Here is a 20,451-nt window from a genome sequence, read left to right as displayed (position 1 = left end):
TTCGTGCTGTATCCTTCCATTGATGAAATGATGAAAAAGGTTGATAGTAAATATTCGCTGGTTGTAGCTGCTTCACGCCGGGCTAGACAGTTGCGCGAGGGTGAGAAGACGACTCTGAAGAGCCCTAAATCACACAAACAGGTTGGAATAGCGTTGGAAGAGATCTACGCAGATCATCTTCTGCTTGAAAGCGGCGAAGAATAAGAACTGTAGACAATCATTATAACCAGGCGCAATGCCAATTCTTTTGACAACCGCAAGGTTGTTATTTTTTTCGGTCAGGGGGAGTTAACGATGTTGAAGGGGAAAGTCATTATTCTTGGTATTACCGGCGGAATTGCCGCTTATAAAGGGGCTGCGCTGTGCAGTAAGTTGACGCAAAAGGGAGCCGACGTTCATGTGATTATGACAGCTTCCGCAAAAGAGTTTATTACCGAACTTACGTTGCAGTCGCTCTCTCGTAATCCGGTATACAGTGATACGTTTGATGAAAGAGAACCGTCCGTTGTATCCCATATCCATCTGGCGGATGCGGCCGATTTGGTGCTGGTTGCTCCGGCAACCGCCAATATCATCGGGAAAATGGCACATGGGCTTGCTGATGATATGCTGTCTACTACACTGCTGGCTACGACAGCGCCCATTATGGTGGCACCTGCGATGAATGTGCATATGTACACTCACCCGGCAGTCATGCAAAACATGGAGACGCTCGTATCACGCGGCGTGAAGATGATTGAGCCTGGTGAAGGATTACTGGCTTGTGGTTATGTTGGCAAAGGGCGCTTGGAAGAGCCGGAAACGATCGTGCAAACCATAGAGCGCTTTTTTGAACAGCAGGGGCAGGATAATAAAGGCCAAAGCAAGTCTGAGCCACGATGGTTTGGTGGTGAATCTACGGAAAGTCAAGCGCCCGAGTCGCTTGTGAACGAGAAGAGCAATGAGAATGAAAAGCTGCTTTCAGGCAGAAAAATCATTGTGACTGCTGGAGGCACGATCGAGAGAATTGATCCGGTGCGTTATATTACGAACGATTCCTCCGGCAAGATGGGCTTTGCCATTGCAAAAGTAGCTCAGGAGATGGGTGCAGAGGTACATCTGATCGCTGCGAATACCAGCGCAGAGCCGCCTTCAGGGATTTTGCTTGAAAGAGTTCAGTCCGCTGAAGACATGTATGATGCTGTGCTAAGACAATGGGAAGCGTGTGATATGGTCGTGATGGCTGCTGCAGTTGCAGATTATCGACCACGTGAGGTGGCGCAGACCAAGATTAAGAAGAAAGAGAGCAATATAACTCTGGAATTAGTGAAGAACGTCGATATTCTGGAATCACTCGGACGAAGCAAAAAGCATCAATTTTTAGTTGGGTTTGCAGCAGAAACCGAAAATTTGGAGACGTATGCGATAGATAAGCTGGAACGTAAAAATTGTGATCTGATCGCGGCAAACGATGTAACTGTGGAGGGTGCCGGCTTTGGCGCTGATCATAATGCTGTGCAAATTTATGACCGTAGCGGGATGGTAGAGCGCATTCCTGTACAGTCAAAGGAAGAAGTCGCGCGTAAGTTGCTTACGTTAGCTGCGGGACGTATGGGTGGGGTGTTGCATTAATGGAGACAGGCAATTTAGTTGCCAAGGTCATTGTCGATGTACCTGCCAAGGATACGGATCGTACCTTCGATTATCTCATACCGGATTCAATGAGACCTTGGATTGAGCCGGGTAGCCGGGTAGCTGTGCCGTTCGGCAAACGAACGGTGCAGGCTTTTGTTATTTCGGTAGTCCCTGCCGAGGAGCCTCCTAAATACCGGATGAGAGCGATTCAGGAGTTGCTGGATTTGGTACCGCCATTATCTCCCGATCTGGTAGAACTGGGAAAATGGATGAGTGAACGTTATGCCTGCAATCAAATCATGGCCCTACAAGTGATGATCCCTACCGCGTTAAAGGGTAAAGCGGAGCGCTACATTTCTATTGCTGAACAGCATGCATATGCCAATGCCTCGCCTGTTCATGCTATGCAGGACCCAGATTCCAATACGCATTTACAGCGTAGCGTGCAGCCAGATCAGGACGAGGAGCTCGAATGGGCTCTTCTGACCGATGATGGTATGAGCGATCCGACGGAGCGTCGGATTGTCAGCTTTATTCAGGAGAAGGAGCAAGTCCCTTTGCAGCAGCTCAGTCGCCGTTTTCCCGAGGAGGCGGAGGTTATTAAAGGACTTTTACGCCGGGGAGTGCTTCAGGAAAGTCAGGTTATTAAAGACAAGCTCAGTAAAAAGACCATGAAAGCCGTTGACCTGGCTATTAGTATAGACAAGGCTTCAGCAGCATTGGAGCAATTTTCTGCCAAAGCGCAGCGTCAGCGGGAGGTACTTGCTTTTTTGCTGGAACGTAGCGAGTTTCTGCCTCTGCCGCTGAAGGAAGTCCTGACCTCACTGAGTGTATCGGCTGCAACGGTCAAGGCGCTGGAGGATAAGGGCTATGTGATCCTGGAGGATGTGGAAGTGTTCCGCGACCCGTATCGGGGCAGACATTTTAAGCCTACAAAGCCGTTGCCCCTCATAGCAGAGCAGCAGTCGGTGTATGAACGAATTATTCGCCAGCTGGACATGCGTGAGCAAGGCGCATATTTATTGCATGGAGTTACAGGGAGCGGTAAGACGGAAGTCTATTTACAGACAATTCAGCGCTGTATCCATCAGAATCGTCAGGCGATTGTACTCGTACCCGAAATATCGTTAACACCACAAATGGTAGAGCGCTTCAAGGGGCGGTTTGGTGATCAGGTGGCAGTAATGCACAGCAGGCTGTCCGGTGGGGAGCGTTACGATGAGTGGCGCAAGATACGCGAAGGTCGTGTCAAGGTGGCGATTGGCGCCCGCTCGGCAGTATTTGCGCCTTTTCGTGATCTTGGACTCATTATCATGGACGAGGAGCACGAAACGTCCTATAAACAGGAAGAGACACCCAAATACCATGCGCGGGATGTAGCTATTCACAGAGCTCATCAGCATGGAGCTGTCGTCATCCTGGGATCGGCTACACCGTCCCTGGAAAGCTACTATGCCGCTCGTTCACAAAGCAATGACGAATTTGCGCCGCTACTGCTTGAAATGCCAACCCGCGCATTGGGGAACGCGCTGCCTGAAGTGCATATCATGGATATGCGCGAGGAACTGCGTGCTGGCAACCGCTCCATGTTCAGCCGCGCGCTGCATCAAGGAATCGCAGAGCGGTTGGAGCGTAAGGAACAGACGGTATTGCTGCTGAATCGGCGCGGGCATTCCACATTCGTTATGTGCCGCAGCTGCGGCTATGTAGCAGGCTGTCCGCATTGCGACATTTCGCTTACGTATCACCAGCGGTCGAACAATTTGCGTTGCCATTACTGTGGTTATTCTGAGCCTGTCCCGCAGCTTTGTCCGGAATGTGGCAGTGAGCATATTCGCTACTTCGGCACAGGGACTCAGCGAGTGGAAGAAGAGCTGGCAAAGCTGTTTCCCGGTATACGTGTTGTCCGAATGGATGTGGATACAACAACAGAAAAAAACGCCCATGAAAAGCTGCTTAAGCAGTTTCGTGATAAAAAAGCCGATGTGCTGCTTGGTACCCAAATGGTAGCCAAAGGACTGGATTTTCCTGATGTGACGCTGGTTGGGGTTATCACTGCGGACTCGGCTCTTAATTTACCGGATTTTCGGGCTGCAGAAAAGACATTCCAGTTGTTAACACAGGTAGCTGGACGTGCTGGAAGGCATCAATTGCCAGGTGAAGTATTCGTACAATCCTATACTCCAGAGCATTATTCAGTGATTCACGCAAGTCGTCACGATTATGCTTCTTTTGTCAGGGAAGAATTGAAACATCGCCGCAATTTGCACTATCCACCGTATTGTCGCCTTATTTTGGTAACCTTTTCCCATGAACAGCTTCCGGTACTGGTCCGGCTGGCTGAGAACTATTCAGCAACCCTGCAGGGGCGAGCGAGACAACGGGGCTGGTTCGGGAATATGGATCGGCTGACATCGGATGTACTTGACATTTTAGGGCCTGTAGCTTCACCGATCTCGAGAATCAAGAATAGATACCGATTTCAATGTATGATAAAATGGCGGGGAAATATCGATGCGATTGGTCTGGCTCAGCAGGTAGCTGATGAAATGGCGGAATCCGCACAGGCCCAAAAGCTGCTGATTAGTCTGGATGTCGATCCGCAAATGCTAATGTAGAGCGCCTGCGCAAAACTTATCGGTACAATTAATGCGGACAAGGGGTCCGTACATAGGATAATATAGCAGTCGCGTTTGTGATCATACAATTAAGTCTAAATGAAGGATAAAGAGGAAGGTGTTCTGTTGTTATGTCAATTAGAATTATAGTGCTGGAGCCGGATGATGTACTGCACAAAGTAGCCAAGGAGGTTACTAAAGTTACGCCTAACGTGCAGAAGCTGCTCGACGATATGGCAGATACAATGTATGAAGCGGAGGGAGTAGGTCTTGCTGCTCCGCAAGTAGGCATTTTGAAGCGTCTGATCGTCGTGGATGCCGGAGATGAGCATGGCTTGATTAAAATGATCAACCCAGAAATCGTGGCAGAGGAAGGAGAGCAATTGGGTCCTGAAGGTTGCCTGAGTATTCCAGGTCTGAACGGGGATGTGCGTCGTGCCGAGAAGGTTACAGTCAAGGGACTGGACCGTGAGGGCAAGGCCATTACCGTTACAGCCACAGGATTGCTTTCTCGTGCTTTTCAGCATGAAATCGATCATTTGAATGGAGTTTTGTTCACGGATATTGCAGAAAAAGTATATGAGGTTGCTCTGGAACAGCCAGGACCGAACCATCAGGCAGGGGAGTGAGGTTCGATGAGTCAAGATATTCGTATTATCTTTATGGGGACACCGGAGTTTGCTGTGCCTTCGCTGAACATGCTGCTGGACAACGGCTACAATGTGGTCGGTGTGATTACCCAGCCAGATAAGCCGCAGGGACGCAAAAAAATATTGATGCCTACACCAGTCAAGGAAGCGGCGGAGAAGCGCGGATTACCCGTGCTTCAACCGACCCGCCTGCGTCAGCCGGAAGCGGTGGCTCAGGTGGCGGAGCTGCGTCCGGATCTGATCGTAACCGCAGCTTATGGGCAAATTTTGCCTAAGTCCGTATTGGACCTGCCCCGTTTCGGCTGCCTGAACGTGCATGGTTCGCTGCTTCCCCGTTATCGGGGAGGAGCGCCGATTCAGCGTGCAATCATTAACGGTGAAACCGTTACGGGCGTGACACTGATGTATATGGCAGAAGGACTGGATACCGGCGATATGATATCACGGGTTGAGGTAGCTATTGAGCCGGAGGATACGTCCGGTACGATCTTCGAGAAGCTAAGCGTGGCCGGAGCGAAGCTTTTACAGGGCGAGCTGCCGAAGCTGCTGGCAGGACAATCGGAGCGCACACCGCAAAACGAGGAAGAGGCTACCTATGCCCCAAACCTGAATCGCGACGATGAGCGTATTCCGTGGGGTGACAGTGCACAGCAAATATACAACCGGATTCGCGGGCTTGTTCCCTTTTCCGGCGCATTTACGCTGTGGGAAGAAAATGTTTTTAAAGTGTGGGCTGCTGAGCAGCCTTCCACTGAAGGGGCTTCCACTAAAGGGGCTTCGATAGGTAATGAAGCGGATGGCTCCAATACACCAGCGCCCGGAACGGTTCTTCAATTGAATGCCCGAGGCATTGAAGTACAGACAGGCAGCGGTACGATCTGGCTGACACAGGTTCAGCCGGCTGGCAAGAAGGTTATGGAAGCCGGGAATTTTGCACGCGGCGGACAAATGAAGCCAGGCACGGTGCTCGTGTGAGCGGGCGACACTCCCGTCAGGGAGATCAAGGCAAGGAAGCTGCTGCCAGAGCTGGCAGGACTCGCAAACAAACGGCGCGGGAGGTTGCACTTGATGTGTTGACCGGGGTTGAGCAAGAGGGCGCATATAGCAACCTCGAATTAAATCGTCGGCTTCAGCAAGCAGACTTGTCTGCAAGTGATGCCGGCTTGGCGACAGAACTTGTGTACGGTACAGTCGCACGCCGTAATACATTGGATTATTATTTGAACAAATTTGTTCAAAAAGGAACGGCCAAGCTTCAGGCTTGGGTACGTTCACTACTGCGGATGAGTGTGTACCAGATGGTGTACCTGGATCGTATCCCGGATCATGCTGTCGTTAGTGAAGCTGTGACCATTGCCAAACGGCGCGGGCATCAGGGAATTTCGGGGATGGTCAATGGTGTGCTGCGCAGCATGCTGCGTGAGCCGGACAAGCTGCACATTCCTGAGGGATTGCCAGCTGAGGAGCGGATTTCGTTAGAACATTCCCATCCACAATGGCTGGTTAAGCGCTGGATTAAGCAATATGGTGTAGATATAGCAGAAGCTATCTGTCAGGCTAATAATGAGCCTCCTGCGGTCAGCGTACGGGTAAACACAACAATGATCAGCCGTGATCGGTTATTGGACGAGATGCTGGCAAAAGGGATGGATGCCGTTCCTTCGGCAGTTAGCCCTTACGGGATTGTCGTTCGCAGTGGTGGCAACATGGCGCTTACCTCCTGGTATACGGATGGTTTGTTGTCCGTTCAGGATGAAAGCTCCATGCTCGTTGCCGAAGCAGTCGAACCTGAGCCTGGCATGCTGGTACTGGATTGCTGTGCCGCTCCAGGCGGCAAAACAGCTCATATGGCTGAGCTGATGAAGGACCAAGGCCGGATTATCGCGAACGATCTGCATGCCCATAAGCATCATTTAATTCAGGAACAGGCTGATCGGCTGGGGCTGGAGGCCGTGGAGACGGTCACCGGCGATGCGCTGGAACTGAAAGAACGTTATGCTCCGGCTTCTTTTGACCGTATTTTGCTTGATGCGCCATGCTCCGGTTTTGGAGTCATTCGCCGTAAGCCGGATTTGCGCTGGAGTAAAACGGAGCAGGATGTGCGCGACATTACACAGCTTCAGCATGAGCTGCTGGACAGTGTAGCTGGACTCTTGAAGCCGGGCGGTATTCTGGTTTACAGCACATGTACGATTGAGCCTGACGAAAACGAAGGACAATTGACCCGGTTTTTAAGCGAGCACCCCGAATATGAATGGGCTGAAGGACATTCTTTCCCGGACGTGAGTCACGATGCGAAGGATGCTCAACGTGGTTCGTTGCAGCTGTTGCCACAGCATTTCCACAGTGATGGATTTTATATCGCGCGTCTGCGCCGGATAAAATAGTTCGGAAGAGTATTCCAGGCATTCGCCCACCAGTATTTCCACATTCCGCCGGACCTTTCCGGCGGTTTTTTGCATGATGATGAAAAATTTTTATTCCCTCAGGGATTTGTGCTAAAATAGGAAGAATGAAAACACTGTCTAAGAGCAAACAGAACTTAATGAAGAAGGAACGGGTGCAAACATTGATGAAACCTTTTATATATGATTTAACTCTGGAGGAGCTCCAGGACTGGGCCAAGAATAATGGCGAGCCCGCTTTTCGTGGAGGACAAATTTTTGACTGGCTGTATGTGAAGCGGGTCAATGATTTCAGTGAGATGACGAATTTGTCCAAGGGATTGAGAGATAAGCTTGCAGAGCAATTCAGTTTTGTGACACTACATGAAATTACAAAGCTGGAATCGAAGGACGGTACGGTGAAATTCCTGTTCGGTTTGCACGATGATCATGCCATTGAGACGGTTATTATGAGACACAACTACGGAAACAGTATTTGTGTAACGACTCAGGTGGGCTGTCGGATTGGATGTACTTTTTGTGCTTCGACGCTAGGGGGCCTCAAACGGAACCTGACGGCCGGTGAAATTACAGCACAGGTTGTGCAAGCACAGAAAATTTTGGATAAAACAAATGAACGAGTGAGCAGCATCGTGATTATGGGCTCGGGCGAGCCTTTTGAAAACTATGAAGCGACCATGACGTTTTTGCGCACAATGATTCATGAAAAGGGTCTGAATATTGGTCAACGCCATATCACGGTATCGACCAGTGGTATTGTACCGAATATTTATAAATTTGCAGACGAGGATACCCAGATTAATCTGGCAATTTCCATCCATGCCCCTAATGATGCGCTTCGTTCAAAGCTGATGCCTGTTAATCGTCGCTATCCTTTTAACGATGTTATGGACGCGCTTCGTTACTATCTTGCCAAAACAGGACGGAGAATTTCGTTTGAATATGCCCTGATTGGTGGAGTAAACGACCAGGCAGAGCATGCAGAAGAGCTGGCGGATGTGTTGAAGGACATGTTGTGCCACGTCAATTTGATTCCGGTCAACCATGTACCTGAGCGTAAGTATGTACGCACATCCCGCAGTGATATTTTCAATTTTCAGCGTATTCTTGCCGATAAAGGCATCAATGTGACGATCCGGCGTGAACAGGGTCACGATATCGCCGCTGCCTGTGGTCAGTTGCGTGCAAAGCATATGGAGTTGGGGTGAAACCATTTGATCAAAACAGTTCATGTCAGCCATGTCGGGCGTGTACGTTCGGTGAATGAGGATTCTGCCTGGATCAGGCATTTGGAGCAAGGGTATATTCTTGGTATTGTTGCTGATGGGATGGGGGGGCACTTGGCCGGTGATACGGCCAGCCGCCTCGCGGTTGAGACACTTGCCGCTGATTTGGCGACACTGGAGAGCGGATTATCTGCACATTCTTTGACCGCGGCGCTCAGCGACGCTATTTTGCATGCGAATGAAGTTATCTTCCAGACAGCTGCACGCGATGAGAAGTATCATAATATGGGAACGACAGTGGTGGCTGTTTTACTAAACGATGCTTCCGGAATTATCGGACATATCGGGGACAGCCGGGCCTATGTGATATCCAAAGGGACGGTACGTCAGCTTACAGAAGACCATACTCTGGTTAATGAGCTATTCAAAAACGGTCAGATCAGCAAGGAAGAGCGGGAGAACCATCCCCGTCGCAATGTGCTGACACGTGCGCTGGGCACTGATGCCGAGGTGAAAGTCGATATTGACTCTATTACGCTGGGCAAAGGTGATGTGCTGTTGCTGTGCAGTGACGGACTAAGCAATCTGGTGACGGATGAACAAATCAGCAAGGTAGTAGGTGCCGCAGACAATCCTTTGGAGGAACGGGCGGATCGTCTGCTACATTTGGCGTTGCTTGCCGGAGGAGACGATAATATTACGGTAGCTTTGTTTGAATTGCCCGACGATACGGTTTCATTGAGTGAAAAGGGGTGTGACGCATGATCGGGCACCTGCTAGGGGGAAGATACGAAATTATAGAGCGCATCGGTGGCGGTGGTATGGCGCTGGTGTATAAGGCTCAAGACATTTTGCTGAATCGCAATGTAGCGGTTAAAGTGCTGCGTCAGCAATTTGTTCATGATGAGGAATTTATTCGCCGTTTCCGGCGTGAGGCACAGTCTGCGGCCTCGCTGTCCCATTCGAATGTGGTCAGTATTTATGATGTCGGCCAAGAGGATGAAATCCATTATATTGTCATGGAGTACGTCGAAGGTAAAAATTTAAATGAGATTATTAAAGAACGTGCGCCGTTGCAGGTAGATGAAGCCGTGCGGATCGCTTCCCAGATTTGTGATGCGCTGGAGCACGCGCACCAAAATCAGATTATTCACCGGGACATCAAGCCCCATAATATATTGATTGGACGTAATGGGCGGGTTAAGGTAACCGATTTCGGGATTGCCAGAGCTGTTACGTCAACGACCATAACTCAGACGGGTTCTGTTGTCGGTTCTGTTCACTATTTTTCACCTGAGCATGCAAAAGGTGTCGTCACTGGCGAGAAATCGGACTTATATTCTTTAGGTATTGTGTTATATCAAATGCTGACGGCGCAGCTTCCTTTTCTGGGAGAAAGCCCAATCAGTGTAGCGCTCAAGCATTTGCAAGAGGAATTTGAGGAACCGCGCAAAATTAATCCGCTGATTCCGCAAAGCGTGGAAAATGTCATCCTAAAATCTATGCGCAAAAATCCGGAGGAACGCTATCAGTCGGCAGACGAAATGCTACGAGATTTGGAGACCTGCCTACTGCCGGGACGTCGCAATGAATCCAAGCTGGAGTTTGCACATTTGGATGATGAGGATCAAACACGGGTTATTCCGGCGATCAAGCCTCAACAAATGGGGATGTCTTCCAGTGGGGACGATGTGCCTGTTCAACCTCGTGAATCCGAACGGCTTCCAAGCAAGCAATCATCCAAAAAAGGAAAGAAGAAGGCAATCCTGTGGATATCGATCGTGCTCTTGCTGCTGCTTTGCATGGGTGGTGTGGTGTACTATGTGCAAAGTATGCTGGTCGTACCTGATGTTGAAGTGCCAAATGTAGTGACCAAGACAGAGGATCAGGCCAAACTACTGATTAGTCAGGCAGGATTGTCCATTCAGACCCCGATTCAGCATGAGTATAAGGAAGGGGTTGCGCCAGGAGTTGTATTTTATCAGAGCTATCCAGAGAAAACGGTGGTCAAAAAAGGGACGATTATTGAACTGAAAGTCGGAATCGCCAAGCCGCTTACTCCAATGCCGGATGTTAAGGGTCAAAGCTATGAGAATGCAGTTAAGCTGCTGACCGCCCAGCAAATTAAAGAGACGCAGATTCAGCAAAATGAGCAGTTCAGTGATCAGGCCGCAGGAACCGTCCTCAGTCAGACGCCAGCTGCAAATGAGCCTTTTGATAAGGATTCGGTTCAAGTAGTCCTTACGGTCAGCAAAGGTGCGAATACGGTGAAAATGCCAAATTTGGTGGGGATGACGCAGAACGAAGCTGAAAATGAGGTTAAAAAGAAAGGGCTGAAGGTTGGCTCGATCAAAGAGGAATATAGCTATGAGCAGGAAAAAGGTAAAGTAACCAAACAATGGCCGTCAGAGGCAGGCAGTGATTTGCCTCCAAATACGGAAATTACGATTTATGTAAGCACTGGTTACCCGCCAGAAGCGATTATGCTGCCATTCAATGTGCCTGTTGCACCGAAGGAAGAGGGCAAAAATAGCAAAATTCGTATCACTTATACGGATGCGCGTGGAGAAAATCAGGAGTGGGGAAGCCGTACGATTAATACGACACAGGTATTCACTATTAATTTGCTAATGGCTCCAAACAAGGATAGTGTTGTCTCTGTATTTAGAGACGGTGCCTTTGTCGATACGTATCCTGTTTCTTATATTGATGCGAAAAATGGAACGGTCACGATGCCTCAAATTGCTCCCCCTGCCGGAACGACACCAACGGATACTTCTGGTGGCAATTCTTCGCAGGATGGCAGTGGAAGTGGTGGGGAAGGGAATAACGGAGAATCTTCTAATGATAACGGAGGCGATCCCAACAATCCCGATGGTACAGGGGAAAATGGAGAGCCTTCTGCCTTTGCTCCTGGAACAGGATCTACCGGAGTAACCGGCAGTAAGTTGGCGGTTAGCCTTAATAACAGCTCGGATAAGAAAAAAGGTTCCCATAAAAAGAAAGAGGTAGTAATTGAGGCTGTGCAGCATCAGTAAACTTGCCGGAGGAAGGCGCTTGCCCTGTTACAAGCAATGAAACTTAAGCATTATGAAGGAGGACGTCTTACACATGCCTGAAGGTCTGATCGTCAAGGCACTCAGCGGATATTATTATGTCTCCAGCCTGGACCAGGATGGGCGGCCGGTATCCGGCGAAGCTACAGTACAATGCAGAGCACGCGGCATTTTTAAGAAAAAAGAGATTACGCCTCTTGTCGGCGATCAGGTTGTTTACGAACTGACTGAGAACGGGGAAGGTATGGTCACAGAAGTTAGAAAGCGTGTGACGGAGCTTATTCGCCCTCCGGTGGCTAATACCACGCTTGCCGTGCTGTTGTTTTCCCTGCGTGAGCCGGACTTGAATCTGCCGCTGTTGGATAAATTTTTGGTGCATATTGAGCACGCCGGACTGGATACAATTATCTGCCTGACCAAGCGCGATTTGTATGAAGGCAGTCCTTCGGAGGATGATACGGTTCTGGCTGTTCAGGAAATATATCGAAAGATCGGTTATGAGGTGCTGGTCACCAGCGCCCGTACCGGGGAAGGTACGGCTGAGCTTAAGAAGCTGCTGGCTGGTCAAATTAGCGTGTTCTCCGGGCAGTCAGGTGTAGGGAAGTCCTCCATGCTTAATGCGTTGCAGCCGGGGCTAACGCTGGGGACGAGTGCTATTAGCAATAAGCTTGGGCGAGGAAAACATACAACTCGCCATGTGGAGCTGATCCCTCTGGACAATGGCGGCTTTGTAGCTGATACACCGGGTTTTAGCCAACTGGATTTTTTGGAGTTGGGTGTGGATGAGTTATCTCCCTGTTTTCGTGAATTCCAGCAGTATGCAGAGGGTTGTAAATTTCGTGGCTGCACCCATATTCACGAGCCCGGCTGTAAAGTAAGAGCGGCTGTGGAAGATGGAGATATATCGCAAGGGCGGTATGATAGTTACTTACAATTTTACCAGGAACTAAAAGATAAAAAGCGGAGGTATTGAGCATATGTTAAAAATAGCACCGTCGATTTTATCCGCTGATTTCGCCCGTTTGGGCAGTGAAGTTGCGGAAGCCGAGGCAATGGGAGCAGATTGGATTCATGTGGATGTAATGGATGGGCATTTTGTATCCAACATTACACTGGGCCCGCCTATCGTGCAGGCTATTCGTCCGCATACGACTCTTCCTCTGGATGTTCACCTGATGATTGAGCATCCTGAACGTTATATTGCTGATTTTGTAAAGGCAGGGGCCAATATTGTCACTGTTCACGCTGAGGCCTGTGTTCATTTGCATGGAGTCATTCATATGATAAAACAGCAAGGTGCGCTGGCAGGAGTAGCTCTCAATCCAGGTACTTCACCATATGCGATCAAGGAAGTACTGCCCAACGTGGATATGGTTCTAGTCATGACCGTCAATCCTGGTTTTGGAGGTCAATCCTTCATTCCGGAGACGGTGGATAAAATCAGACAGATCCGCGCTTGGCTGAAGGAAATGGGACGTCCAGATGTACATATCGAGGTAGACGGAGGTATTGCGGAGGAGACGGCACCAGTTGTATTTGAAGCCGGGGCTGATGTTCTGGTGGCAGGCAGTGCGGTGTTCGGCAGAGCAGACCGTGGAGCAGCTATTGCGTCTATTCGAGACAGTGCGGCTCGTTTGTCCTAATGAAGCTAACTGAGCCGTTATGGATGACCGTAGCGAGCATGGTGACGGCATATCTGTATGTTCGCGGACTTGTCTGATGGTATAGCCTGGGGTGGTTGTGCATAAATATGGTTACATGAGCGGGATTCTCATGTAACCATTTTTTGTGTCTTGTGGGGCAACAACCTTTGATAGGTTGCATAAACTACAGAGAACGGATGCAGGAGGATGATGGGGAGGGTGAAGCATGAAGTTTTATACGATCAAGCTGCCAAAATTTCTGGGTGGATTCGTCAAAGCCATTTTGAATACATTCCAGAAAAACTGAATTTCACGTAAGGTAAACACAGGTTGCAGAATGAAAACCAGAGGTACACAGGGCATGCTTCCCGGGCACAACGGCTCGGCAGCTCGGAAATAACGGCAGAAACGCGCGGGAAGGTGCCTGACATTTTGTCCTCCTGGAACAGTTGGATACTACATTTCGAATAATCAAAAAAGCACCCGTTTAAAACGAGGTGCCTTTTGTTTATAACATTATTTTTTTACGACTACACACGAGTCACTTTACCGGCTTTCAATGCACGAGTGCTGACATAAACACGTTTCGGTTTACCGTTAACGAGAATGCGAACTTTTTGTACGTTGACGCCCCAAGTACGGCGATTACGGTTGTTAGCGTGAGATACGTGGTTACCGCTGCTAGGCTTTTTGCCTGTTACAGAACATTTACGAGACATGATTCCACCTCCTATTCTGAAAATAACCAAGTTCCGTATGGAACAGGTCGCTCTTCAGGCCGACTGGGTCAGCCGGACTTTGTAAGTCACTAACCTGAACAAAACAATACTTTTATATAATATCATAGTCAAAAAAGCTCCGTCAACTGCTTCAAAAACTTTATTTATTTCTCTTTCGCATTATAGTACAATATGGGATAGTTATTGCTCCGATTATTCTTGTATATATTGCAATGTAAATTGTTACTCCAGTCATGCCGGACAGATCAGAGGAGGAAACCATAACCATAGTTATCATTCCTGCCGATGGTTTATTGTTGGGCGGTTGACTGGTTTTTCATATATATGACCTGTGGAAGGACGACCCGGACCATGCGTACGATAAGCTCACGAAAGTATGACATTCGTATTCGTCGTCTGGCTTTAGTATAATTCAATTGAACCTTTTAACAAGGGTGTGTAAGGTTGATTGTAAAACAAGTGTATTAAGCTAGGAAGGGGAATTCTCTTGAGTAATCGTTCTTTGAATGGAACAGATTTTACCGCAATGGTTTTAGCCGGGGCGGAACAATTACAGCAGCATGCGGAACACGTCAATTCACTAAATGTATTTCCAGTACCGGACGGTGACACAGGTACCAATATGAATTTGACGATGAGCGCGGGCGTAACGGAATTAAAGAGGGGGAATTCTTCCTCTATTGGTGTCATGTCCGGCATATTATCCAAAGGTTTGCTGATGGGAGCCCGCGGCAATTCAGGGGTTATCCTGTCCCAGTTGTTTCGTGGCTTCAGCCGTTACGCTGCCCCATACGAGGAATTGAATACCCTTCAGTTCGCATCGGCATTGCAGAGCGGGGTGGATGCGGCCTACAAGGCGGTGGTTAAGCCGGTGGAGGGTACAATTCTTACCGTGGCGAAAGAAGCAGCCAAACATGCTGTGTTTTTCTCGCGCCGGACGAACGACATCACGGAACTAATGGAAGAAGTGCTTGCTAAAGCGAAGGATACACTTGCCATGACACAGGACATGCTCCCGGTACTGAAGCAAGTGGGAGTAGTGGACTCGGGTGGACAAGGACTTGTGTATATTTATGAAGGATTTATGCAGTATCTCGAAAGCGGTCTGGTGACAGCTACAGCTGCAAAAGGCGATAAGGCTCGCCCTGCTTTTGCTCCTCAAGTAGCAGAGAGACCTACGGCTACGGTTGTTGCGCCTTCCCCGGATGCGCCGATTTCTGCGCAAGCGAAGCTTGAAACTGATAATATCGAATTTTTGTATGATATGGAATTTTTCATCAATCGGAAATTGGGCGAAGCGCAAGGTACGGCCTTTGATGAGGAAGCCTTCCGGAAAGCATTATCAGTAGATGGTGATTCTATTATCGTTATTTCAGACGATGATGTGATTAAGGTTCATGTGCATTCCAAGGCTCCGGGTGAAGTTCTGAACCTGGCCCTGCGTTACGGAGAAATCACGCAGATTCGTATTCTGAATATGCGCGAGCAGCATCGTGATTTGTTGTCTGCGGGTATGGATGGTGCTCCTGAGCCTGAGTGGTTTGCTGAAATACCAGCAGAGCCTGTACGTGAGGAGGAGCCATCAGTGCTTCCGGCTCATGAACTGGCCCCCTTTGGTTTTATCGCTGTGGCTTCTGGTGAAGGAATTGCTGATATTTTCAAAAGCCTGGGCGTCGATGTGGTACTTTCTGGCGGTCAAACCATGAATCCGAGTACAGAGGATTTTGTCAACGCGGCACGCTCGATTGCGGCTCAACATATTTTTATTCTGCCGAATAATTCCAATATTATCCTGGCGGCAGAGCAAGCACGTGAACTACTGGAAATGGAACGCTTGGTGTCGGTTATTCCAAGTAAAACGATCCCTCAGGGGATTGCGGCAGCATTTGCTTTTCAGGAGGAAGAAGCCTTTGAGGCCAATCAAGACAATATGCAAGAAGCGGTCAGCCGTGTGAAATCCGGACAGGTGACCCATGCGGTGCGGGATACGACGCTTGACGATTTGCACATTATGGCGGGCCATTATATCGGCATTCAGGATTCCAAAATTGTGGCGACCGAGGAGCACTTAATCGCAACGTCCCGTCTGTTGCTGACGAAAATGCTGGTGAGTGGCGATGAAATTGTTACGATTCTTACAGGTTCGGACGCGAAGCAAGAAGATACAGATCAGCTCGTAGCATGGCTTCAAGAGCATTATTCGGATGCTGAAGTAGAAGTTCATGAAGGTGGTCAGCCGATCTATCCTTATTTGTTCTCGGTGGAAAGCTGATGGGCTGTAGATCGCCTATCGAAGCCACCACCCAAAAGGAGGTCTGACTGATGAGCAGTACGATCATTGTGACGGATAGCACAGCTGATATTCCACAGGAGTTGGCAGACCGTCTCGGTATAGTCGTTGTACCGCTTACGGTCATGTTCGGCAGCACGGCATACCTGGATGGTATTGAAATGTCAGCGGCGCAGTTTTACAGCGAACTGGTGAAGGCTGACGAACTGCCTACAACATCACAGCCTTCACCAGCCCGTTTTTTAGAGGCTTATACGACGCTGCTGGAACAACATCCTGAAAGTCGGATTGTTTCTATCCATTTGTCCTCCGGCGTGAGCGGAACGTATCAGTCCGCTCTGCTGGGCAAATCCATGCTGGAGAAGCATGAAGATAGAGTGACCGTAGTGGATTCCAAATCAGCTTCATACGGATACGGTATGCTTGTGGTCTATGCCGCAGAGCTGGCGGCTGCCGGGCAGTCCCCGGCTGATATTGTTCAGGCTTTGGAACGTCGTAGTGAGCGTCGTTGTTTGTATTTCCTGGTGGATACACTGGAATACTTGCAAAAAGGCGGACGTATTGGCAAGGCAGCGGCTATGGTTGGTACGTTGCTTAACATTAAGCCGATTCTTTCGCTTGACAAAGAAGGTATTATTTATTCGGTTGATAAGGCGAGAGGACATAAAAAAGCGACAGCACGAATCATTGAACTGCTGGAGCGGGATTTAAAAGGCCAAAAAATTAATATTGCTATGGGTCATACGGCAGATCGCTCGGCAGCAGAAGCGTTCGAGGCGCAGCTGGCAGAACACTTTGAACTGGGAGATCGAATATATACTGAACTTGGCGCTGTGATTGGAGCCCATGTAGGGCCAGGAACGATTGGCATTTTTGTATGGCCGGCCGGAGATGAGAGGTAATATGTTGCAACTGGATCAAATACCATTGAAACAAATACACGGCGTGAGTGCTCTCAAAGAAGGAGAGCTTCACGCTTTTGGCATTTCTAACGTGCAGGACATGCTGGAATATTATCCGTTTCGGTATGAAGATTATCGCCTGCGCTCACTAAGCGAAGTGAAGGATGGAGATAAAATTACGGTACAGGCCAAAATTATGGGCATTCCGGTGCTTCAACGATACGGGCGCAAATCAAGGTTGACTTGTAAATTGATGGCTGAGGATTGGATGTTTACCGCGACATGGTTTAATCGACATTTTTTGAAGGATCAGCTGACATCAGGCCGAGAAATTGTGGTGACTGGTAAATGGGATCTTAAACGAATGCAAATGACCGTTTCGGACTCCGAGTTTCCCGATAAAGGAGTGGCCCGTTCGGGGACACTTCAGCCTGTGTACTCTATAGGCGGCAAGATTACGCAAAGCTGGATGCGGAAAACCATGAATCAGACGCTCCAGCAGTTCGGTGAAATGATTCCTGAAATTTTGCCGGAGCTGCTTGTGCGTAAATACAGCATGATGCCTCGTAAAAAGGCTATTACAGGAATACACCAGCCTGAGGACAACCGCGAGGGGCAAGAGGCTCGCCGCCGGATGGTGTATGAGGAGCTTTTTTTATTTCAGCTGAAAATGCAGGCATTCCGGGCGTTAAATCGTGGTCGAGCAGATGGGGTTGTGCATACGGTGGATAATGCTACAGTTCGTGAATTTGTGAGGTCTTTGCCTTTTGAATTAACGGATGCACAGAAGAAGGTCGAGCTGGAAATACTGCATGATCTGCGCTCGCCCTATTGTATGAACCGCCTGCTTCAAGGAGATGTCGGGTCAGGGAAAACGGTTGTTGCTGCCATAGGTTTATTTGCTACTGTGCGTTCCGGCTTTCAGGGGGCACTGATGGTGCCAACCGAAATTTTGGCCGAGCAGCATATGCGGTCGCTTTACAAGCTGTTTGAGCCCTTTGGAATTAGTGTTGGGCTACTGACAGGAAGTACAACTGGAAAGAAACGTAAGGAGCTGCTTGCTTCCCTACAGATGGGATTACTGGACATTGTGGTAGGCACCCATGCCCTTATTCAGGAGGATGTGTATTTCCGTCAGCTAGGGCTTGTCGTAACGGATGAGCAGCATAGATTTGGTGTGAACCAGCGCAGTATATTGCGTCGCAAGGGATATAATCCCGATGTGCTGACCATGACGGCAACCCCGATCCCGCGTACGCTGGCGATCACTGCTTTTGGTGATATGGATGTTTCTACGATATCAGAGCGTCCAAAGGGACGTATTCCAATTTCTACGTATTGGGTAAAGCATGATCTGATGGATCGGGTGCTCGGATTTATTTCCCGCGAGGTGGATCAGGGACGGCAGGCTTATCTGATTTGTCCGTTAATTGAGGAGTCGGATAAGCTGGATGTGCAGAACGCCATTGATTTACATATTCAAATGCAGCAGGCTTTTCCGAATTACCGCGTCGGGTTGCTGCATGGACGAATGACTCCTGCGGAAAAAGAAGAGGTTATGCGTTCTTTTTATGCGAATGAGATTCAGCTGCTCATTTCAACAACGGTTGTGGAGGTAGGGGTAGACGTGCCGAATGCGACGCTCATGATCATTATGGATGCGGATCGCTTCGGACTGTCCCAGCTGCATCAGCTGCGTGGGCGCGTTGGACGAGGCTCCCATGCCTCGTATTGTATATTGGTTGCTGATCCCAAGTCGGAGGTTGGTCAGGAGCGGATGAAGGTGATGACCGATACGGACGATGGTTTTGAGGTCGCCAGACGCGATCTGGATTTGAGAGGGCCGGGTGACTTTTTTGGCACCAAGCAGAGTGGACTACCCGAATTTCGCTTAGCAGATATGGTAGCGGATTTTGAGGTGCTGGAAAAGGCGCGTGAGGATGCAACGGATCTGATCAAGGATTCGTCCTTTTGGACATCTCCACAGTATGAAGCACTGCGTGGTTATTTGCAAAAAGAGCAGATTTTCCAAGGCGATCTCATCGACTGATTCAGCAAGAATCATGAGGTTGTTTTAATCCCTTTAATTTATATAGGCACAATGGACAGGCCAGCCGTCATATATTTGGGAATGACCGAAGATATGGGAGGTGTGGCAACATTGAGCTATCAGCAATATGGAATCAGCCCGCAATTGGTGGAGAGAATTAAGCTTAAAATGAAAAACCGTGTGCTCAAGGACCGGGTTAAGCAGCAGATCGAAGGTGTGACCAAAGCGGATCTGCAAAACAAGGCCAAGGTACGCCATCTTGTGAAGTCCACTTCTGCAATTTTGAACGAACGGCTGACGGCTGCGCAGGAGGAGCAATTGACAGCCTTTGTGCTGGCACAAAAGATTGATCCGTCTAACACATTTCATTTGATTAAGCTGTGGGGAATGTTCCGTTGATTGCATATTGGTAGGGCTACTCTAAGCATTCCACATGCTCTGTATGAAGCACAAATGGAAAAAGGATTGCCTGATGTCAGGCGATCCTTTTTTACCTGGTTTCTCTATTTGTGGTGCGTCCTTTGTCCTTGTTTCATTCCCCGGGCAATAGCCTGTATTATCGTGAAATTGTTTATTTGTAATGACCGCCAATTTTAATAGACCGCTCGATGGCCTGCCCGGCATTTGTTAACGACGATGCGCGCATAATGATGGCCTGCCCGTATCGATCCTTTAAAGTATCGGTTACCTTTTCCAAAGCCCGCAAACGCTCCTGGTCTTCAAAAAAGTCCAACTGATACAGTTGATCATCCACCAAGCCACTTAAAGTGACGCCTGCGCGCTTCACGGGCATACGGTTCCAAAGGGTATAGAAGATTTTTTTTACGGTTTCGTACACCTTTTGCGTATGGTTTGTAGGATCGGGTAGCTTCATCTGCCGTGAGAATCCGGTTGGTGCGTCGTACGGACTGCACATACAGTGAACGGTCACAACTGAGCCCATATATCCTTTACGACGCGAGTCTCGGCATACCTCCTCTGTCAGCTCAAGCAGGATGGTTTCCACCTCGGCAGCCTGAATATAATCCCGGGGGAGGGTCATCATGTGACCGATGGATTTTGGAGGGGTATCAAATGTTTCCGGCTTAACGGGGCTGTGATCGATTCCATTAGCGGTTCGCCAAAGCACTTCTGCCTGAATATTGGACTGCTTGCCGAAATGAGACAGGAACTTGCTTTGAAGCCGGGGTAAGGGAGTTTGTGCGATGTCTCCAATAGTGTGTAACCCAAGCTTCGCCAAATGCCGTTCCATACGCG

At 49.0% G+C, this 20,451-nt stretch carries 18 protein-coding genes; 16 read left to right on the top strand and 2 right to left on the bottom strand.

The window, feature by feature from the left end:
• The first annotated feature begins 3 nt into the window (after window positions 1–3).
• From rpoZ to spoVM, 12 genes are all read left to right on the top strand, one after another.
• Window positions 4–204, top strand: a complete 201-nt coding sequence (rpoZ, locus tag L693_RS0122375) for a DNA-directed RNA polymerase subunit omega (RefSeq protein WP_025720130.1) — start codon at window positions 4–6, stop codon at window positions 202–204.
• A 90-nt stretch (window positions 205–294) separates the two neighbouring features.
• Window positions 295–1,611 carry a bifunctional phosphopantothenoylcysteine decarboxylase/phosphopantothenate--cysteine ligase CoaBC gene (gene coaBC, locus L693_RS0122370; protein WP_025720129.1) on the top strand — a complete coding sequence of 439 codons (1,317 nt, stop codon included), beginning with the start codon at window positions 295–297 and terminating at the stop codon, window positions 1,609–1,611.
• Window positions 1,611–4,232, top strand: coding sequence for a primosomal protein N' (gene priA, locus L693_RS0122365; RefSeq protein ID WP_025720128.1), 2,622 nt, complete (start codon window positions 1,611–1,613; stop codon window positions 4,230–4,232). Before coaBC ends, priA begins: the two co-directional genes overlap by 1 nt.
• Window positions 4,233–4,363: 131 nt before the next feature.
• A complete protein-coding gene (def, locus tag L693_RS0122360; protein WP_025720126.1) occupies window positions 4,364–4,861 on the top strand; it encodes a peptide deformylase in 498 nt (165 codons plus the stop codon).
• 6 nt (window positions 4,862–4,867) lie between these two features.
• Complete coding sequence (gene fmt / locus L693_RS0122355; RefSeq protein ID WP_025720125.1) at window positions 4,868–5,857, top strand: methionyl-tRNA formyltransferase; 990 nt, start codon at window positions 4,868–4,870, stop codon at window positions 5,855–5,857.
• Entirely contained in the window at window positions 5,854–7,269 is a 1,416-nt protein-coding gene (gene rsmB / locus L693_RS0122350) for a 16S rRNA (cytosine(967)-C(5))-methyltransferase RsmB (RefSeq protein ID WP_025720124.1), read from the top strand. The genes fmt and rsmB overlap by 4 nt, the downstream gene beginning before the upstream one ends.
• A 185-nt stretch (window positions 7,270–7,454) precedes the next feature.
• Window positions 7,455–8,495, top strand: coding sequence for a 23S rRNA (adenine(2503)-C(2))-methyltransferase RlmN (gene rlmN / locus L693_RS0122345; protein WP_025720122.1), 1,041 nt, complete (start codon window positions 7,455–7,457; stop codon window positions 8,493–8,495).
• Window positions 8,496–8,501: 6 nt separating this feature from the next.
• The gene (locus tag L693_RS0122340) at window positions 8,502–9,278 is read left to right on the top strand and encodes a Stp1/IreP family PP2C-type Ser/Thr phosphatase (RefSeq protein WP_025720120.1); all 777 of its coding nucleotides are present in this window, start codon (window positions 8,502–8,504) and stop codon (window positions 9,276–9,278) included.
• Entirely contained in the window at window positions 9,275–11,551 is a 2,277-nt protein-coding gene (pknB, locus tag L693_RS0122335; RefSeq protein ID WP_025720118.1) for a Stk1 family PASTA domain-containing Ser/Thr kinase, read from the top strand. The genes L693_RS0122340 and pknB overlap by 4 nt, the downstream gene beginning before the upstream one ends.
• A gap of 73 nt (window positions 11,552–11,624) precedes the next feature.
• A complete protein-coding gene (rsgA, locus tag L693_RS0122330; RefSeq protein ID WP_025720116.1) occupies window positions 11,625–12,542 on the top strand; it encodes a ribosome small subunit-dependent GTPase A in 918 nt (305 codons plus the stop codon).
• A 4-nt stretch (window positions 12,543–12,546) separates the two neighbouring features.
• A complete protein-coding gene (gene rpe / locus L693_RS0122325; RefSeq protein WP_025720114.1) occupies window positions 12,547–13,212 on the top strand; it encodes a ribulose-phosphate 3-epimerase in 666 nt (221 codons plus the stop codon).
• A gap of 226 nt (window positions 13,213–13,438) precedes the next feature.
• The gene (gene spoVM / locus L693_RS28410; RefSeq protein WP_010345573.1) at window positions 13,439–13,519 is read left to right on the top strand and encodes a stage V sporulation protein SpoVM; all 81 of its coding nucleotides are present in this window, start codon (window positions 13,439–13,441) and stop codon (window positions 13,517–13,519) included.
• 223 nt (window positions 13,520–13,742) lie between these two features.
• On the opposite strand, the gene rpmB is transcribed toward spoVM, so the two are convergent.
• Complete coding sequence (rpmB, locus tag L693_RS0122315; RefSeq protein WP_007430992.1) at window positions 13,743–13,931, bottom strand: 50S ribosomal protein L28; 189 nt, start codon at window positions 13,929–13,931, stop codon at window positions 13,743–13,745.
• A 508-nt stretch (window positions 13,932–14,439) separates the two neighbouring features.
• On the opposite strand from rpmB, the gene L693_RS0122310 reads away from it, so the two are divergent.
• The 4 genes from L693_RS0122310 (at window position 14,440) to L693_RS0122295 (ending at window position 19,593) form a co-directional block, all read left to right on the top strand.
• Window positions 14,440–16,224 (top strand): DAK2 domain-containing protein, encoded by a 1,785-nt coding sequence (locus tag L693_RS0122310; RefSeq protein ID WP_025720112.1) that lies wholly within the window; start codon window positions 14,440–14,442, stop codon window positions 16,222–16,224.
• 50 nt (window positions 16,225–16,274) lie between these two features.
• Window positions 16,275–17,144, top strand: a complete 870-nt coding sequence (locus tag L693_RS0122305; RefSeq protein ID WP_025720110.1) for a DegV family protein — start codon at window positions 16,275–16,277, stop codon at window positions 17,142–17,144.
• 1 nt (window position 17,145) lies between these two features.
• Entirely contained in the window at window positions 17,146–19,194 is a 2,049-nt protein-coding gene (gene recG, locus L693_RS0122300; protein WP_025720108.1) for an ATP-dependent DNA helicase RecG, read from the top strand.
• A 111-nt stretch (window positions 19,195–19,305) separates the two neighbouring features.
• Window positions 19,306–19,593 (top strand): stage VI sporulation protein F, encoded by a 288-nt coding sequence (locus L693_RS0122295; RefSeq protein WP_025720107.1) that lies wholly within the window; start codon window positions 19,306–19,308, stop codon window positions 19,591–19,593.
• Between the two features lie 172 nt (window positions 19,594–19,765).
• Here L693_RS0122295 and L693_RS0122290 read toward each other — a convergent pair.
• On the bottom strand, window positions 19,766–20,451 hold a 686-nt coding region (locus L693_RS0122290), incomplete at its 5' end, for a DinB/UmuC family translesion DNA polymerase (protein ID WP_025720105.1).

The organism is Paenibacillus sp. 1-18 (assembly GCF_000520755.1).
Lineage (GTDB): Bacteria > Bacillota > Bacilli > Paenibacillales > Paenibacillaceae > Paenibacillus > Paenibacillus brasilensis.
The sequence above is the reverse complement of the archived record's forward strand: the minus strand, read 5'-3'. Positions and strand labels throughout refer to the sequence as shown.

What these genes read in the sequence shown, in the direction of transcription:
- spoVM (WP_010345573.1), top strand. Translation starts at nt 13,439, where the DNA reads ATGAAGTTTTATACGATCAAGCTGCCAAAATTTCTGGGTGGATTCGTC.
- fmt (WP_025720125.1), top strand. Translation starts at nt 4,868, where the DNA reads ATGAGTCAAGATATTCGTATTATCTTTATGGGGACACCGGAGTTTGCT.
- coaBC (WP_025720129.1), top strand. Translation starts at nt 295, where the DNA reads ATGTTGAAGGGGAAAGTCATTATTCTTGGTATTACCGGCGGAATTGCC.
- L693_RS0122305 (WP_025720110.1), top strand. Translation starts at nt 16,275, where the DNA reads ATGAGCAGTACGATCATTGTGACGGATAGCACAGCTGATATTCCACAG.
- recG (WP_025720108.1), top strand. Translation starts at nt 17,146, where the DNA reads ATGTTGCAACTGGATCAAATACCATTGAAACAAATACACGGCGTGAGT.
- pknB (WP_025720118.1), top strand. Translation starts at nt 9,275, where the DNA reads ATGATCGGGCACCTGCTAGGGGGAAGATACGAAATTATAGAGCGCATC.
- rpe (WP_025720114.1), top strand. Translation starts at nt 12,547, where the DNA reads ATGTTAAAAATAGCACCGTCGATTTTATCCGCTGATTTCGCCCGTTTG.
- rpmB (WP_007430992.1), bottom strand. Translation starts at nt 13,931, where the DNA reads ATGTCTCGTAAATGTTCTGTAACAGGCAAAAAGCCTAGCAGCGGTAAC.
- priA (WP_025720128.1), top strand. Translation starts at nt 1,611, where the DNA reads ATGGAGACAGGCAATTTAGTTGCCAAGGTCATTGTCGATGTACCTGCC.
- rsgA (WP_025720116.1), top strand. Translation starts at nt 11,625, where the DNA reads ATGCCTGAAGGTCTGATCGTCAAGGCACTCAGCGGATATTATTATGTC.
- rlmN (WP_025720122.1), top strand. Translation starts at nt 7,455, where the DNA reads ATGAAACCTTTTATATATGATTTAACTCTGGAGGAGCTCCAGGACTGG.
- def (WP_025720126.1), top strand. Translation starts at nt 4,364, where the DNA reads ATGTCAATTAGAATTATAGTGCTGGAGCCGGATGATGTACTGCACAAA.